This is a genomic window from Pseudomonas inefficax, from assembly GCF_900277125.1.
GTDB lineage: Bacteria > Pseudomonadota > Gammaproteobacteria > Pseudomonadales > Pseudomonadaceae > Aquipseudomonas > Aquipseudomonas inefficax.
The window spans coordinates 1-14,754 of the sequence record NZ_OPYN01000102.1 but is presented as its reverse complement, the minus strand read 5'-3'; the positions used below and the strand labels follow the sequence as shown (position 1 = coordinate 14,754).

Here is a 14,754-nt window from a genome sequence, read left to right as displayed (position 1 = left end):
TACAAACTACCCCAATGATTGTTTATGCTGGCGGGCTTATGCCATGGCGCATGGCCATTTTTCGACAAGTAAACGTCCATGAAAATTGCACTCGTACTCATCTTCGCCCTCTCGATCGCCTATGTTCACCTGCGCGGTCGGGTTCGTCACAAGCTGACCCGTCAGCTGGGCGATCACTCCAGCTTCCTGGCCCCTGTCAACAGCTTTCTGTACCTGTTTTCCAGGCACCCGGCCAAGCCTTACCTGCCGGTGGAGGCCTTCCCGGAATTGCAGACGCTGCAAGACCACTGGCAGGAGATCCGCGAGGAAGCCCAACAGCTGCTGCATGTGGGCGAAATCAAGAAGTCCGACAATTACGATGACGTCGGTTTCAACTCGTTCTTCAAGACCGGCTGGAAGCGCTTCTACCTGAAGTGGTACGGCGAAAGCCACCCGTCGGCGATGACCCTGTGCCCACGCACCACCGAGTTGCTCAAAGGCATCGGTACGGTCAAGGCCGCCATGTTCGCCACCCTGCCGCCGGGCGCCAAGCTGGTGCGCCACCGCGACCCGTATGCCGGTTCGTACCGCTACCACCTGGGCCTGGACACGCCGAACGACGACGGTTGCTACATCGACGTGGACGGCGAGAAGTATTCCTGGCGCGATGGCGAGGGCGTGGTGTTCGACGAAACCTACATCCACTACGCGGCCAATACCACCGAGCACAACCGCATCATTCTGTTCTGCGATGTGGAACGCCCGCTCAAGTACCGCTGGGCAACCGCATTCAACCGCTGGTTCAGCCGCAACGTCATGGCCGCTGCCGCCGCACCCAACGATGCCGGCGACAAGACCGGTGGGATCAACCGGCTGTTCACCCGCATCTACAAGATCCGCGAGCGTGGCAAGGCGCTGAAGAAGCGCAACCGCACGCGCTACTACCTGGAGAAGTGGGCGTTCGTCGCGGCCTTGGTGCTGGTGTTCATCTACATCTGATCGGTGTGGGAGCGCGCAGCCCAAGGGCCTGCGCGCAACCAACCAAAGTACAAGTCTCACACTTCCCACTCTTCGACTAGCCTGAAAGCTCCACTCGCAACCTCCCCAAGGTGAAGACGATGAGCATGATGGACTGGGACGCCTACCGTAAGCAGTTAATGGCCGGCATCGGCGATCTCAAGCAGCTTTCCCCTGACACCGTGGCCGGCTACATGACCGCCAGCGGCGCAGGGGCCAAGACCAACCACCTGGACGCCAAGACCCGCGAGCTGATCTCCCTTGCCGTGGCCGTGACCACACGCTGCGATGGCTGCATCGCCGTGCATTCGCAGCAAGCCGTCAAGCATGGCGCCAGCCGCGAGGAAATCGCCGAGGCCCTCGGCGTGGCCGTGGCGATGAACGCCGGCGCCGCGCTGGTCTACTCGGCACGTGCCATGGATGCGGTGGGCAAGGCCAACGGCTGAACGCAAATGGCGGCGCCGCCCTTGCGCGACGGCGCCGCGCCACCCAGACTGGGCGGCTCAGCCCTTGCAGGAACCCGCATGATCCACATCCGCCCAATGACGCCGGAAGATTTCGAACGCTTCTGGCCCACCTTCCAGGCCGTCGTACAGGCCCGTGAAACCTACGCATTCGACCCGGCCCTGAGCTTCGATCAGGCCCGCCAGCTGTGGCTGGAGCTGCCCATGCGCACATTCGTGGCCGAGGAAGACGGCCAGATGCTGGGTTCGTATTACCTCAAGGCCAACGCCGCCGGGCCCGGTGGGCACGTGGGCAACTGCGGCTACATGGTCTGTGAAACGGCACGCGGCCGCGGCGTTGCGCGCTTGATGTGCGAACACTCACAGAAACAGGCACGCCAGGAGGGTTTCCTGGCGCTGCAGTTCAACTCGGTGGTAGCCACCAATGAGGTGGCAGTGGCGCTGTGGCACAAGCTGGGCTTCGATACCGTTGGCCGCTTGCCCAAGGCCTACCGCCATGCCCGCCTGGGGTTGGTGGACTGCCTGGTGATGTACAAGTGGCTGGCGGACGAGCCGGTAGTGGAGAAGCCGCCACTGCTGATCGGGCGCAAGAACATCGAGGCGCGGGTGTCGCGGCGGCGCGGGCGCTGACTTCTTCAGGCCGCCCCTGCTCGACGAAGGTCTATGGTAAAGTCGCGCCCTTTTTGAACATGCCGGGATATCGCTGCACATGACCCCCATCCTCCGCTTCCTCAACCGCACCAGCCTGGTGACGCAAATCGTCATCGGCCTGATCGCCGGCATCGCCCTGGCCCTGCTTGCGCCCGCCATCGCCCGCGACATGGCCTTCCTCGGGAAAGTGTTCGTCAGCGCCCTGAAGGCGGTGGCACCCGTGCTGGTGTTCATCCTGGTAATGGCCTCGATCGCCAACCACCGTCACGGCCAGGAAACCCATATTCGCCCGATCCTCTGGCTGTACCTGCTGGGTACCTTCAGCGCAGCAGTGGTCGCCGTGGTCGCCAGCATGCTGTTCCCGTCAAACCTGGTGCTGAGCACCGGCGACGCTACGCTGAGCGCGCCAGGCGGCATCACCGAGGTGCTGCAGAACCTGCTGCTGAGTGCGGTCGACAACCCGATCAATGCCCTGCTCAACGCCAACTTCATCGGTGTACTGACCTGGGCCATCGGCCTGGGCGTGGCCCTGCGCCATGCCGGCGAAACCACCCGCACCGTCGTCGAGGACCTGTCCAATGGCGTGACCCTGATCGTGCGCGTGGTCATCCGCTTCGCCCCGGTGGGCATCTTTGGCCTGGTCAGCGCCACCCTGGCGCAGTCGGGCCTGGACGCCCTGCTCGGCTACCTGCACCTGCTGGCGGTGCTGATTGGCTGCATGCTGTTCGTGGCACTGGTGATGAACCCGCTGATCGTGTATTGGAAAATCCGCCGCAACCCCTACCCGCTGACCCTCCTGTGCCTGCGCGAAAGCGGTATCACTGCGTTCTTCACGCGCAGCTCGGCGGCCAACATTCCGGTCAACCTGGCCCTGTCGGAGCGCCTTGGCCTGCATGAGGACACCTATTCGGTATCGATCCCGCTGGGTGCGACCATCAACATGGCCGGTGCCGCCATCACCATTACCGTGCTGACCCTGGCGGCGGTACATACCCTGGGTATTCCGGTGGACCTGCCGACTGCCGTGCTGCTCAGCGTGGTGGCGGCAGTCTGTGCCTGCGGCGCCTCGGGTGTGGCCGGTGGCTCGCTGCTGCTGATTCCGCTGGCGTGCAGCCTGTTTGGCATCCCTAGCGAAATTGCCATGCAGGTGGTGGCGGTTGGTTTCATCATCGGCGTGCTGCAGGATTCGGCCGAGACGGCACTGAATTCTTCGACTGATGTGCTGTTTACCGCGGCGGCGTGCCAGGCCGAAGAACAGCGTAGCGCTTGAGATTGCCGGGGCCCTGTGGGAGCGGGTTCACCCGCGAATCAGGCGACGCGGTGCGTGGCACCGGCTTCGCCGGTGTTCGCGGGTGAACCCGCTCCCACAGGTGTCAATTGCCTAACGCGATGGCATTACCTACCCTAGTGGCCTTTCCCCAGCAATGAGACAGGGCCATGTCAGAACACGAAACCGCCGGCGAAGGCCGCTTCAACAGCATCGAGATCCGTATTCTCGGCTCGCTGATCGAGAAGCAGGCCACCAGCCCGGAAAGCTACCCGCTGACTCTCAACGCCCTGGTCCTGGCCTGCAACCAGAAGACCAGTCGCGAGCCGGTGATGAACCTCACCCTAGGCCAGGTCGGCCAGGCCCTCCGCGCCCTCGAAGGGCAAGACATGACCCGCCTGCAGATGGGCAGCCGCGCCGACCGCTGGGAACACCGGGTGGACAAGGCGCTGGAACTGGTGCCGGCGCAACTGGTGCTGATGGGCCTGATGTTCCTGCGCGGGCCGCAAACCCTCAACGAACTGCTGACCCGCAGCAACCGCCTGCACGAGTTCGACGACACCGAGCAGATCCAGCACCAGCTGGAGCGCCTGATCTCGCGCGGCCTGGCGTTGCATCTGCCACGCCAGGCCGGCCAGCGCGAAGACCGTTACACCCATGCCTTGGGCGACCCGGCGGAAATCGAGGCAATCCTGGCCGCACGGCAGCAGGAAGGTGGGGCACGCAGCAGCGGCGCAAATGTGTCGGAAGAACGCATCGAAGCCCTCGAAGCCCGCATCGCGGCGCTGGAGGCACGGCTGGCCGAACTGGAAGGCTGAGCCGTCAAGGCTCGGGGTCGGGGAAGTTGCGGCAGCTCTTGCGCTCGGCCAGCTCCCGGTCACTGGGGCGCTGGTCGACGAACACGGTGCGGCCGTCGGCGTAGATTTCCAGGTAGCCCCAGTGCAGGTCCTGCTCTTGCTGCCCGGGCTTTGGGGGGACTAGCCACCAGGGTTCGCGGCTGATCAGGGTCATGGGTGTGGTTCCTGAGGGTGTCTGCAGTAATCATAGACATCCTCAGGTGCTGCTTTGTTTGTACTGGCCTCTTCGCAGCACAAGGCTGCTCCTACAGATTCCGCACAGTTTTTTTAACTGTGGAGTTCCCTGTAGGAGCAGCCTTGCGCTGCGAAGAGGCTGGTACAGGCTTACGCCGGTGCCGAAGTGCGGATCAGGTGGTCAAAAGCCGCCAGCGATGCCTTGGCGCCCTCACCCACCGCAATCACGATCTGCTTGTACGGCACGGTCGTCACATCACCCGCCGCAAACACACCGGGGATGCTGGTCTGGCCCTTGGCATCGACGATGATCTCGCCACGCGGCGACAGCTCGACGGTGCCTTTCAGCCAGTCGGTGTTCGGCAGCAGGCCGATCTGCACGAAGATACCTTCCAACGCCACTTCATGCTGCTGGTCGGTGGTACGGTCCTTGTAACGCAGGCCGGTCACCTTTTCGCCATTGCCCAGCACTTCGGTGGTCAGCGCACTGGTGATCACCTTCACGTTCGGCAGGCTGTGCAACTTGCGCTGCAATACCGCATCGGCACGCAGCTGGCTGTCGAACTCGATCAGCGTCACCTGGGCGACGATACCCGCCAGGTCGATGGCCGCTTCCACACCCGAGTTGCCCCCACCGATCACCGCCACGCGCTTGCCCTTGAACAGCGGGCCGTCGCAGTGCGGGCAGTAGGCCACGCCACGGGCGCGGTATTGCTGCTCGCCCGGCACGTTCATTTCTCGCCAGCGGGCACCGGTGGCCAGGATTACGGTCTTGGCCTTGAGCGAGGCGCCGCCGGCCAGGCGTACTTCGTGCAGGCCGCCATCGGTGGCCGGGATCAGCGCCTCACCGCGCTGCAGGTTCATGATGTCCACGTCGTACTGCTTGACGTGTTCTTCCAGCGCCGTGGCCAGCTTCGGCCCTTCGGTTTCCTGTACCGAGATGAAGTTCTCGATGGCCAGTGTATCGAGCACCTGGCCGCCGAAACGCTCGGCCGCGATACCGGTGCGGATGCCTTTACGCGCGGCATAGATGGCTGCCGAAGCGCCGGCTGGGCCACCACCGACCACCAGCACGTCGAAGGCGTCCTTGGCGTTGATCTTCTCGGCCTGGCGAGCGCCGGCGCTGGTGTCGATCTTGCCGAGGATTTCCTCCAGGCCCATGCGGCCCTGGCCGAACACTTCACCGTTCAGGTAGATGCTCGGCACCGCCATGATCTTGCGCGATTCCACTTCCGCCTGGAACAGCGCGCCGTCGATGGCCACATGGCGCACATTGGGGTTGAGCACCGCCATCAGGTTCAGCGCCTGGACCACGTCCGGGCAGTTCTGGCACGACAGCGAGAAGTAGGTTTCGAAGGTGAACTCACCTTCCAGCGCCTGGATCTGCTCGATCACTTCGGCACTGGCCTTGGACGGGTGGCCACCGACCTGCAGCAGCGCCAGCACCAGCGAAGTGAATTCGTGGCCCATGGGGATGCCGGCGAAGCGCAGGCTTATGTCGGCTCCCGGGCGGTTCAGCGAGAACGATGGACGACGGGCGTCGGTACCGTCCGCGCTGAAGGTAATGAGGTTCGACAGGCTGGCAATTTCCACCAGCAGGTCGTGCAATTCGCGGGACTTCGCGCCGTCGTCGAGGGAAGCAACGATCTCGATCGGCTGGGTGACCCGCTCCAGGTAGGTTTTCAGTTGCGATTTAAGCGTGGCGTCCAACATACGGGCGATTCCTTTTTCAAAACTCGGATACAAAAACGCCCAGGCGAGGTCGCCCGGGCGTTTGACGGGGCGGCAAGTACTTCAGCTTTGGCGGCTGCTTACCGCCCGCGACTGGCACATGGACTTAGATCTTGCCGACCAGGTCCAGCGATGGCGCCAGGGTGGCTTCGCCTTCTTTCCACTTGGCCGGGCAGACTTCGCCTGGGTGAGCGGCAACGTACTGGGCAGCTTTAACCTTGCGCAGCAATTCGGCAGCATCGCGGCCTACACCACCGTCGTTCAGTTCGACGATCTTGATCTGGCCTTCCGGGTTGATCACGAAGGTACCGCGATCGGCCAGGCCGGCTTCCTCGATCAGCACGTCGAAGTTGCGCGAGATGACGTGGGTCGGGTCACCGATCAGCGGGTACTGGATCTTGCCGATGGTGTCCGAAGTGTCGTGCCAGGCTTTGTGGGTGAAGTGGGTGTCGGTGGACACGCCGTAGATTTCCACGCCCAGCTTCTGGAACTCGGCGTAGTTGTCGGCAAGGTCACCCAGCTCGGTCGGGCAGACGAAGGTGAAGTCGGCCGGGTAGAAGAACACGACAGACCACTTGCCTTTCAGGTCGGCTTCGCTGACCTGGACGAACTCGCCCTTGTGGTAGGCGGTGGCGTTGAACGGTTTGACTTGGCTGTTGATGATTGGCATGAGAGACGCTCCTTCATGGGGTTGGAATCAGTTGATGGAGAGAATCCTAACCGCTGGTCCCGATAAAGGCTCATTGGCAAAGCTCATGCTTATGATTGGTTTTGGCTATAACCGAGGCTTATTAATAGAAGGGAATGGGCTGAGCAAAGGATTGCGGGGTGCGTGCTCTTGCCGGACCAGCTTTTTGTGGGAGCGGCCTTGTGTCGCGAAAGGGCCGCGAAGCGGCCCCAGCAATCTGTGCATCATCGCCGTGATCTTGGGGCCGCTTCGCGGCCCTTTCGCGACACAAGGCCGCTCCCACAGGGACCGTGCTCAGCGGGTGGCTGTGCGCATGGTCACGAACTCTTCGGCCGCTGTCGGGTGCACGCCAATGGTTTCGTCGAACTGCTGCTTGGTCGCACCGGCCTTCAGGGCAACGCCCAGGCCCTGAATGATCTCGCCGGCGTCAGGGCCAACCATGTGGCAGCCCAGTACCTTGTCGGTCTCGGCATCGACCACCAGTTTCATCAGGGTCTTTTCCTGAATATCGGTCAGCGTCAGTTTCATCGCACGGAAGCGGCTCTCGAATACCTGCACCTTGTGCCCGGCCTCCAGTGCCTGCTCTTCGGTCAGGCCCACGGTACCAATGGGCGGCTGGCTGAACACTGCGGTCGGGATGTTCTGATAGTCCACCGGCCGGTATTGCTCGGGCTTGAACAGGCGCCGGGCCACGGCCATGCCCTCGGCCAAAGCTACCGGAGTCAGTTGCACGCGGCCAATCACATCGCCAATGGCCAGGATCGACGGCGCGGTGGTCTGGTACTGCTGGTCAACACGAATGTAACCACGGGCGTCCAGCTCTACGCCGGTGTTTTCCAGGCCCAGGTTGTCCAGCATCGGGCGCCGACCGGTGGCATAGAACACGCAATCGGCGACCAACTCGCGGCCATCCCCGAGGGTGGCCTTGAGGCTACCGTCCTCGAGCTTGTCGATGCGCTGGATGTCGGCGTTGAACTGTAGGTCGAGGCCGCGCTTTTCCAGTTCTTCCTTCAGGTGCGTGCGCACCGAGCCGTCGAAGCCACGCAGGAACAGGTCGCCACGGTACAGCAGCGTGGTAGCCGCCCCCAGGCCTTGGAAGATGCCAGCGAACTCGACAGCAATGTAGCCACCGCCCACCACCAGCACCCGGCGCGGCAAGTCCTTGAGGTAGAAGGCTTCGTTGGAGGTGATGGCCAATTCCTTGCCCGGAATGTCCGGCACCTGTGGCCAGCCACCGGTGGCGATGAGGATGTGCTCGGCGGTGTAGCGCTGGCCTTCCACTTCCACTTCATTGGCACCGGTCAGGCGCGCATGCCCCTGCAGCAGGGTGACCCCGCTGTTGAGCAGCAGGTTGCGGTAGATGCCGTTGAGGCGCTCGATTTCCCGGTTTTTGTTGGCAATCAGGGTGCCCCAGTCGAAATGCCCTTCTTCAAGGGTCCAGCCGAAGCCTGCGGCCTGCTCCAGTTCGTCAGCGACATGTGCGCCGTACACCAGCAGCTTTTTCGGCACACAGCCGACGTTGACGCAGGTACCGCCCAGGTAGCGGCTCTCGGCCACTGCCACCTTTGCGCCGAAGCCGGCGGCAAACCGCGCCGCGCGCACACCGCCGGACCCGGCACCAATCACGAACAGATCAAAATCGTAGGCCATGTATTCACTCTCCTAGGCAGGCGCCCAGCATAACGCCGTTGGCCGCCGCAAACAAAAAAGCCACCCCGAAGGGTGGCTTTCAGGCCAGCAGGGCTTATCAGTAAGCCTTGCCAGTCTTGTAGTAGTTCTCGAAGCAGAAGTTGGTCGCGTCGATATAACCCTCGGCGCCACCACAGTCGAAACGCTTGCCCTTGAACTTGTAGGCAATCACGCAGCCGTTCTGCGCCTGTTGCATCAGGGCGTCGGTGATCTGGATCTCGCCACCTTTGCCCGGCTCGGTGTTGGCGATGATGTCGAAGATATCCGGGGTCAGGATGTAGCGGCCGATGATCGCCAGGTTCGACGGGGCATCTTCCGGCTTCGGCTTCTCGACCATGTTGGTGACGCGGAAAATGTCGTCACGGATCATGTCGCCGGCGATCACACCGTACTTGTTGGTTTCCTGCGGATCGACTTCCTGGATGGCGACAATCGAGCAACGGAATTGGTTGTACAGCTTGACCATCTGGGTCAGTACGCCGTCACCTTCCGGGTTCACGCACAGGTCGTCCGCCAGCACCACGGCGAACGGCTCGTCACCGATCAGCGGGCGGCCGGTCAGGATGGCGTGGCCCAGGCCTTTCATTTCGGTCTGGCGGGTGTAGGAGAACGAGCATTCGTCGAGCAGGCGGCGGATACCAACCAGGTATTTTTCCTTGTCGGTGCCCTTGATCTGGTTTTCCAGCTCGTAGCTGATGTCGAAGTGGTCTTCCAGAGCACGCTTGCCGCGCCCGGTGACGATGGAGATCTCGCTCAGACCGGCATCGAGTGCCTCCTCGACGCCATACTGGATCAGTGGCTTGTTGACCACCGGCAGCATTTCCTTGGGCATGGCTTTGGTAGCGGGCAGGAAGCGGGTGCCGTAACCGGCTGCCGGGAACAAGCATTTCTTGATCATATACGTCCTTACAAAAGGCTAGGCCTGTGGAATTCGGCGCAGTCTAATCAGGCGGCAGTCACCTTACAATGCCCTACCTGTGGCCGATCGATGGGAAGATAGAGATAACCCAGTGTAGATAGTTCCGGTGGATCGTAAATATTGCTGTCATCAATGACCGCTGGATGACAGCAGATCGGGGTTGCCTGTACCGGCCTCTTCGCGGGTAAACCCGCTCCCACCTCGACCACACCGGCCTCAAGCCATGCGTAAATACCTGTAGGAGCGGCCTTGTGTCGCGATGGGGCGCGAAGCGGCCCCAGGTTTTCAGCTTCGCAGCAAAGATTGCCGGGGCCGCTGCGCGGCCCATCGCGACACAAGGCCGCTCCTACAAAGGCCAGTGCTGGCTTGTGGCGATCCTTGTGGGAGCGGGCAAGCCCGCGAAGAGGCCAGTACAGGCAATACGTCAGCTACCGGTCCCCTGCCCGATCAGCACCCCATCAACCTTCTGCCCATACAGGTTCACCCCGTCGTTGGCATGGAACTTCGCCCGCGTCTTCTCGATGGAGCCTTCCACCAACCGCGGATCCTGCGGCCGTTCATGGCGGTTGACCCAGGCCGCCACATCCCAGGCCTGCTGATCACTCAGGCTGCCTGGCTTGCCCAGCGGCATGTTGTACTTGATGAACGACGCCGCAGTGTTGATACGGTGCATGCCGGCGCCCCAGTTGTAAGAATCTTTGCCCCACAAGGGCGGCATCACATACTCGCCCGCCACCTTCTGCCCCTCGCCGTTGTCGCCGTGGCAGATCGCACACTGCTCGCGATAAACCTGCTGACCACGCTTGAAGTCGTACCCGCCCTTGGGTTGCGGCACCTCCGGGTACCCACGCCCGGCAATCTCCACACCGGTCGGCGCCTTGGTGGAAAGCCAGTACGAATACACTGCCAGCGCCGTCATCTGCGGGCTGTCTGCAGCCGGTGGCTTGCCGTTCATGCTGAACTGGAAGCAGCCCTGGATACGCTCGGCGTATGTGTTGACCTTATCGTTTTTCTTGCGGTACGCGGGGTACATCGGGTACGCCCCCCACATCGGCGCGGAATGCGCCAGCCGCCCCTGGTCAAGGTGGCAGTTGCTGCAGTTCATGCCATTGCCCACGGCCTCGGGCATCAACCTGCGGGTGTCGACGAACAAGGCGTGCCCCTCGCGCACCATCTTGCCAAAGGCATTGTCAGGCAACTCGCTTTCCGCTGGCGGCACGAACTGCGGTGCAGCCTGCACGCCAGGCACTTTCAACTGTGACTGGTCTTCCATGGCGATCTGGGCGGCCTGGGCACTGCCCATGGCCAGCAGCAGCAGGGCTGGAATCATCGGTTTCATGGCTTGACCTCCTGGCTGGCTGGGCGGGCGAAGAACTCGGCGACGGCCTTGATCTCGTCATCGGTCATGGCCTTGGCCACACCGACCATCAGTTGGTTGGGGTCATTGCTGCGGGTGCCGTCACGCCAGGCATTGAGCTGCGCCACCAGGTAACTGGCTGGCTGACCTGCCAAGGGCGGGAAGTGTTCGCCAACCCCGCCGCCGCCCGGGCCGTGGCATTGCACGCAACCAGGAATCTGCCGGCTCCAGTCGCCGTACAGGGCCATGCGGGTGGTGGGGTCATCGGCGATCTGCTGGCGACGCAGGTCGCCTGCTGGGTCTGCCGGCAGGCTGGCCAAATAGGTGCTGACCGCCTTGATCTCATCCTCGGTCAGGGCCTTGGCAAGCGGCTCCATTACCGGCTGCTTGCGGCTGCCGCTGCGCCAGTCATGCAACTGCTTGCTGAGGTAAGCGGCCGGCAGCCCGGCCAGGCGCGGGAAGCCGGCAGCGGCAATGCCCTTGCCGTCCGGCCCATGGCAACCCAGGCAAGCCATGGCGGCGGGGTTGGCCCCGCCCTGGGTGAAGACTTTCTGGCCATCGGCGGCATGCGCCGCGGGCCAGGCCAGGATCAGCAGGCTGCCGATCACGACGCGACTCAACGGTGTCATCACGAATCTCCTTTTCTATTGTTATATGCTTAGGCTTAAAACATATAAGCAAAAGGAGCGCGATCAGTTGCCCTGGATCAACTCCCGGAGATGCACTGGGTGGCTGCAGTGCGCACATCGCCCAGGCGCAGCGGGAAGTTGTTCAACCGCTCGTGCAGCTTGATACTGCTGCCGCTGCCACGCTTGTCGATATCCACCAGCGCCGCGGGGCCCGCGCCCGAGCTGATCTTCTGCGGCACGATCAGCCGCAGGCCATCGCCACGCTGCTCTTCCACCAGCGGGTCGCGGCTATCGGCCAGTTTCTGCTTGACGCAATCGGCATACGCGCGCGGGGACTTGCCGGAGATCACATCCAGCGTTTCACGCGACTGTTCCAGTTCCGTAACACTCACACAGCCACCCAGCGTCACCGCCAACGCCGCCACCATCCATTTCATTTACAGCACCTCTGCCTTCAAGAATCCGCTTCGACCACAGCCAGGCTGTTTTGCTCCCTGCTTTGGCAGATTTATCAACGCCTGGCGGAACAGCGCGGCAGTGTAACCCGACATCGTGGTATCTTTCGCCTTTGCAGAACCAATCCTTGCGGAGCATCACATGAAATTCGTACACCAGCGCGAGCACTTGAACGAGGACGACATCGTCGTCATCGAGTGTTCCCAGCGCTGCAATATCCGCCTGATGAACGACGCCAACTTCCGCAGCTTCAAGAACGGCGGCCGTCACACCTACCACGGTGGCCATTTCGAAAAGTTCCCGGCGAAAATTACCGTGCCCAGCACCGGTTTCTGGAACATCACCATCGATACCGTGACAACCCGCCCGATCTCGGTCACCCGCAAGCCAACCTTGACCCACAAGATCAAGATCATCCGTCGTTCATCGTCGAAACTCAGATAAGGCCACCATGACCCAGACCACCAAGTACGTCATCAAGTACAAGCTCGACGGCCAGCGCCGCTGGGACTTCGCGCTGATGCCCGACGCCTCCCACGAACAAGCCCTGGAAGCCCTGCGCAAGATTCATGGCGAAGACGCCGAGAAGATCAGCGACATCCAGGTCAGCAAGGCCTTGTAAACACCCGCCCCGCCGTACAGTTCGCCCGCGCAAGGAGAATCGCATGAGCCACTGGCCCGATAGCCGCATCCTCGACCTGCTGGGCATCGAGTTGCCCATACTGCAGGCCCCCATGGCCGGTGCGACGGGCTCGGGCATGGCCATTGCCGTAGGCCTGGCAGGCGGCCTGGGCGCCCTGCCCTGCGCCATGCTCACGGGCGACCAGGTGCGCGCCGAGATCGCCGCCTTCCGCGCCGGCTGCCCGGGCCGCCCGTTGAACCTGAATTTCTTCTGCCATCAGCCACCAACGCCCGATACCGAGCGCGATTTACGCTGGAAGCAGGCACTCGAGCCCTATTACAGCGAAGTAGGTGCCGACTTCGCGGCACCCACGCCGGTGTCCAACCGCGCGCCTTTCGACGAACAGAGCTGCCAGCTGGTCGAGCAACTGCGCCCGGAGGTGGTGAGCTTCCACTTCGGCCTGCCACAGGACGACCTGCTGCAACGGGTAAAGGCCAGCGGTGCCAAGGTGCTGTCCAGCGCCACCACTGTAGAGGAAGCCGTGTGGCTGGAACACCACGGCTGTGATGCGATCATCGCCATGGGCTATGAGGCGGGCGGCCATCGCGGCATGTTCCTCAGCGACGATATCACCAGCCAGATCGGCACCTTCGCCCTGGTGCCGCAGGTGGCCGATGCGGTCAGCGTGCCGGTGATTGCCGCCGGCGGCATTGGTGACCACCGCGGCCTGTTGGCGGCACTGGCCCTGGGTGCTTCGGCAGTGCAGATCGGAACGGCTTACCTGTTCTGCCCCGAAGCCAAGGTCTCGCCGGCACATCGCCAGGCCCTGGACAGCGCACCCGCCAGCGACACGGCGCTGACCAACCTGTTCACCGGCCGACCGGCGCGTGGCATCAACAACCGCATCATGCGCGAGCTGGGGCCTATGAGCGACCTGGCGCCGCGCTTCCCACTGGCCGGCGGGGCGTTGATGCCTTTGCGGGCGATTACCGATCCGCGGGGCGATAGCGACTTCAGCAACCTGTGGTCGGGGCAGGCGTTGCGGCTGGGCAGGCATATGCCGGCGGGTGAGTTGACCCGGGAGATTGCCGAAAAGGCGCTGGCAGTGATAGGCCGCCAGGCGTCTGCATAAGCAGGCTCGGCCCCTTCGCGGGCTTGCCCGCTCCCACAGGTTCACCCCTGGTTTTGAATGCCGCGCAGTACTGTGGGAGCGGGCAAGCCCGCGAAGGGGCCGGACCTGCCCATGCATCATCCTGCCCTCTTCCCGGCCCAGGGCCTATCGCTATATAGTTAAGGATATAACGATAACCTCCCAGGAGTTGTGTTGATGTGTATCCGCCCTTCCTACGTAGCCGCGACCACCCTGGCCAGCCTGCTCGCCTTCAACACTGCCTGGGCCGATGAAGTCCAGGTCGCGGTCGCAGCGAACTTCACAGCCCCGATCCAGGCCATCGCCAAGGACTTCGAAAAGGACACCGGCCACAAACTGGTCGCCGCCTATGGCGCCACCGGCCAGTTCTACGCACAAATCAAGAACGGCGCGCCGTACGAGGTATTCCTCGCTGCCGACGACAGCACCCCTGCCAAGCTCGAGCAGGAAAATGCCATTGCCCCGGGCTCGCGCTTCACCTACGCCATCGGTACCTTGGCCCTGTGGTCGGCCAAGCCCGGCTATGTCGACGCCAACGGCGAAGTGCTGAAGAAGAATCAGTTCAAGCACCTGTCCATCGCCAACCCGAAAACTGCACCATATGGCCTGGCCGCCACCCAGGTGCTGGACAAGCTGAAGCTGACCGAAGCCACCACGCCCAAGCTGGTCGAAGGGCAGAACATTACCCAGGCGTTCCAGTTCGTCTCCACCGGCAACGCCGAGCTGGGTTTTGTCGCCCTGTCGCAAATCTACAAGGACGGCAAGGTCGAAAGCGGCTCGGCCTGGATCGTTCCCTCGTCCCTGCACGAGCCCATCCGCCAGGACGCGGCAATCCTCGAAAAAGGCAAGAACAACCCCGCTGCCAAAGCTCTGGTCGACTATCTGAAAGGCCCGAAAGCCACGGCAGTGATCAAATCCTACGGTTATGAAATCTGATGCCACTGGACGCCAGTGACCTGGGTGCCATCTGGCTGACCGTGAAACTGGCCAGCCTGACCACCCTGATCCTGCTGATCGTCGGTACGCCCATCGCCTGGTGGCTGGCGCGCACGCGCTCGTGGCTGCGCGGGCCGGTGGGCGCGGTAGTGGCCCTGCCGCTGGTGC

General features: G+C 62.8%; 17 protein-coding genes and 1 pseudogene. 10 read left to right on the top strand and 8 right to left on the bottom strand.

Annotated features, from left to right (window positions below; all coding sequences use genetic code 11):
- Positions 1 to 78 precede the first annotated feature (78 nt).
- The 5 genes from lpxO (at position 79) to JV551A3_RS12610 (ending at position 4,196) form a co-directional block, all read left to right on the top strand.
- Complete coding sequence (lpxO, locus tag JV551A3_RS12630) at positions 79 to 978, top strand: lipid A hydroxylase LpxO (RefSeq protein ID WP_133973632.1); 900 nt, start codon at positions 79 to 81, stop codon at positions 976 to 978.
- Between the two features lie 119 nt (positions 979 to 1,097).
- Positions 1,098 to 1,442 carry a carboxymuconolactone decarboxylase family protein gene (locus JV551A3_RS12625; RefSeq protein WP_013973174.1) on the top strand — a complete coding sequence of 115 codons (345 nt, stop codon included), beginning with the start codon at positions 1,098 to 1,100 and terminating at the stop codon, positions 1,440 to 1,442.
- Positions 1,443 to 1,520: 78 nt separating this feature from the next.
- The gene (locus JV551A3_RS12620) at positions 1,521 to 2,090 is read left to right on the top strand and encodes a GNAT family N-acetyltransferase (RefSeq protein WP_133973634.1); all 570 of its coding nucleotides are present in this window, start codon (positions 1,521 to 1,523) and stop codon (positions 2,088 to 2,090) included.
- 79 nt (positions 2,091 to 2,169) lie between these two features.
- Positions 2,170 to 3,381: a serine/threonine transporter SstT gene (sstT, locus tag JV551A3_RS12615; protein WP_133973636.1), complete on the top strand. Its 1,212-nt coding sequence runs from the start codon at positions 2,170 to 2,172 to the stop codon at positions 3,379 to 3,381.
- 167 nt (positions 3,382 to 3,548) lie between these two features.
- Positions 3,549 to 4,196: a YceH family protein gene (locus JV551A3_RS12610; protein WP_133973638.1), complete on the top strand. Its 648-nt coding sequence runs from the start codon at positions 3,549 to 3,551 to the stop codon at positions 4,194 to 4,196.
- Between the two features lie 4 nt (positions 4,197 to 4,200).
- On the opposite strand, the gene JV551A3_RS12605 is transcribed toward JV551A3_RS12610, so the two are convergent.
- The 8 genes from JV551A3_RS12605 to JV551A3_RS12565 form a co-directional block, all read right to left on the bottom strand.
- On the bottom strand, positions 4,201 to 4,389 hold the full coding sequence (locus JV551A3_RS12605; RefSeq protein ID WP_013973178.1) for a hypothetical protein: 189 nt from the start codon (positions 4,387 to 4,389) through the stop codon (positions 4,201 to 4,203).
- Positions 4,390 to 4,559: 170 nt separating this feature from the next.
- Positions 4,560 to 6,122, bottom strand: coding sequence for an alkyl hydroperoxide reductase subunit F (ahpF, locus tag JV551A3_RS12600; protein WP_133973640.1), 1,563 nt, complete (start codon positions 6,120 to 6,122; stop codon positions 4,560 to 4,562).
- Positions 6,123 to 6,246: 124 nt separating this feature from the next.
- Positions 6,247 to 6,810, bottom strand: a complete 564-nt coding sequence (gene ahpC / locus JV551A3_RS12595; protein WP_004375926.1) for an alkyl hydroperoxide reductase subunit C — start codon at positions 6,808 to 6,810, stop codon at positions 6,247 to 6,249.
- Between the two features lie 312 nt (positions 6,811 to 7,122).
- Positions 7,123 to 8,478, bottom strand: coding sequence for a glutathione-disulfide reductase (gene gorA / locus JV551A3_RS12590; RefSeq protein WP_133973642.1), 1,356 nt, complete (start codon positions 8,476 to 8,478; stop codon positions 7,123 to 7,125).
- A 97-nt stretch (positions 8,479 to 8,575) separates the two neighbouring features.
- Positions 8,576 to 9,415 carry a UTP--glucose-1-phosphate uridylyltransferase GalU gene (gene galU, locus JV551A3_RS12585; protein ID WP_085590936.1) on the bottom strand — a complete coding sequence of 280 codons (840 nt, stop codon included), beginning with the start codon at positions 9,413 to 9,415 and terminating at the stop codon, positions 8,576 to 8,578.
- A gap of 445 nt (positions 9,416 to 9,860) precedes the next feature.
- On the bottom strand, positions 9,861 to 10,775 hold the full coding sequence (locus tag JV551A3_RS12575; protein ID WP_112252772.1) for a c-type cytochrome: 915 nt from the start codon (positions 10,773 to 10,775) through the stop codon (positions 9,861 to 9,863).
- Entirely contained in the window at positions 10,772 to 11,422 is a 651-nt protein-coding gene (locus JV551A3_RS12570; protein ID WP_112252773.1) for a c-type cytochrome, read from the bottom strand. Before JV551A3_RS12570 ends, JV551A3_RS12575 begins: the two co-directional genes overlap by 4 nt.
- A 77-nt stretch (positions 11,423 to 11,499) precedes the next feature.
- Complete coding sequence (locus JV551A3_RS12565) at positions 11,500 to 11,859, bottom strand: hypothetical protein (RefSeq protein WP_112252774.1); 360 nt, start codon at positions 11,857 to 11,859, stop codon at positions 11,500 to 11,502.
- Between the two features lie 160 nt (positions 11,860 to 12,019).
- Here JV551A3_RS12565 and JV551A3_RS12560 point away from each other — a divergent pair, with 160 nt between their 5' ends.
- The 5 genes and pseudogenes from JV551A3_RS12560 to JV551A3_RS12545 all read left to right on the top strand — a co-directional run.
- Complete coding sequence (locus JV551A3_RS12560) at positions 12,020 to 12,322, top strand: DUF1883 domain-containing protein (RefSeq protein ID WP_003250918.1); 303 nt, start codon at positions 12,020 to 12,022, stop codon at positions 12,320 to 12,322.
- A 7-nt stretch (positions 12,323 to 12,329) separates the two neighbouring features.
- Entirely contained in the window at positions 12,330 to 12,500 is a 171-nt protein-coding gene (locus JV551A3_RS30665; RefSeq protein WP_166674275.1) for a hypothetical protein, read from the top strand.
- Positions 12,501 to 12,543: 43 nt separating this feature from the next.
- Positions 12,544 to 13,632, top strand: coding sequence for an NAD(P)H-dependent flavin oxidoreductase (locus JV551A3_RS12555; protein ID WP_133973646.1), 1,089 nt, complete (start codon positions 12,544 to 12,546; stop codon positions 13,630 to 13,632).
- A 195-nt stretch (positions 13,633 to 13,827) separates the two neighbouring features.
- Positions 13,828 to 14,586 (top strand): molybdate ABC transporter substrate-binding protein, encoded by a 759-nt coding sequence (modA, locus tag JV551A3_RS12550; protein WP_133973648.1) that lies wholly within the window; start codon positions 13,828 to 13,830, stop codon positions 14,584 to 14,586.
- Positions 14,586 to 14,754, top strand: a pseudogene (locus JV551A3_RS12545) (molybdate ABC transporter permease subunit); the annotation flags it as partial. The gene modA and the pseudogene JV551A3_RS12545, both read left to right, overlap by 1 nt.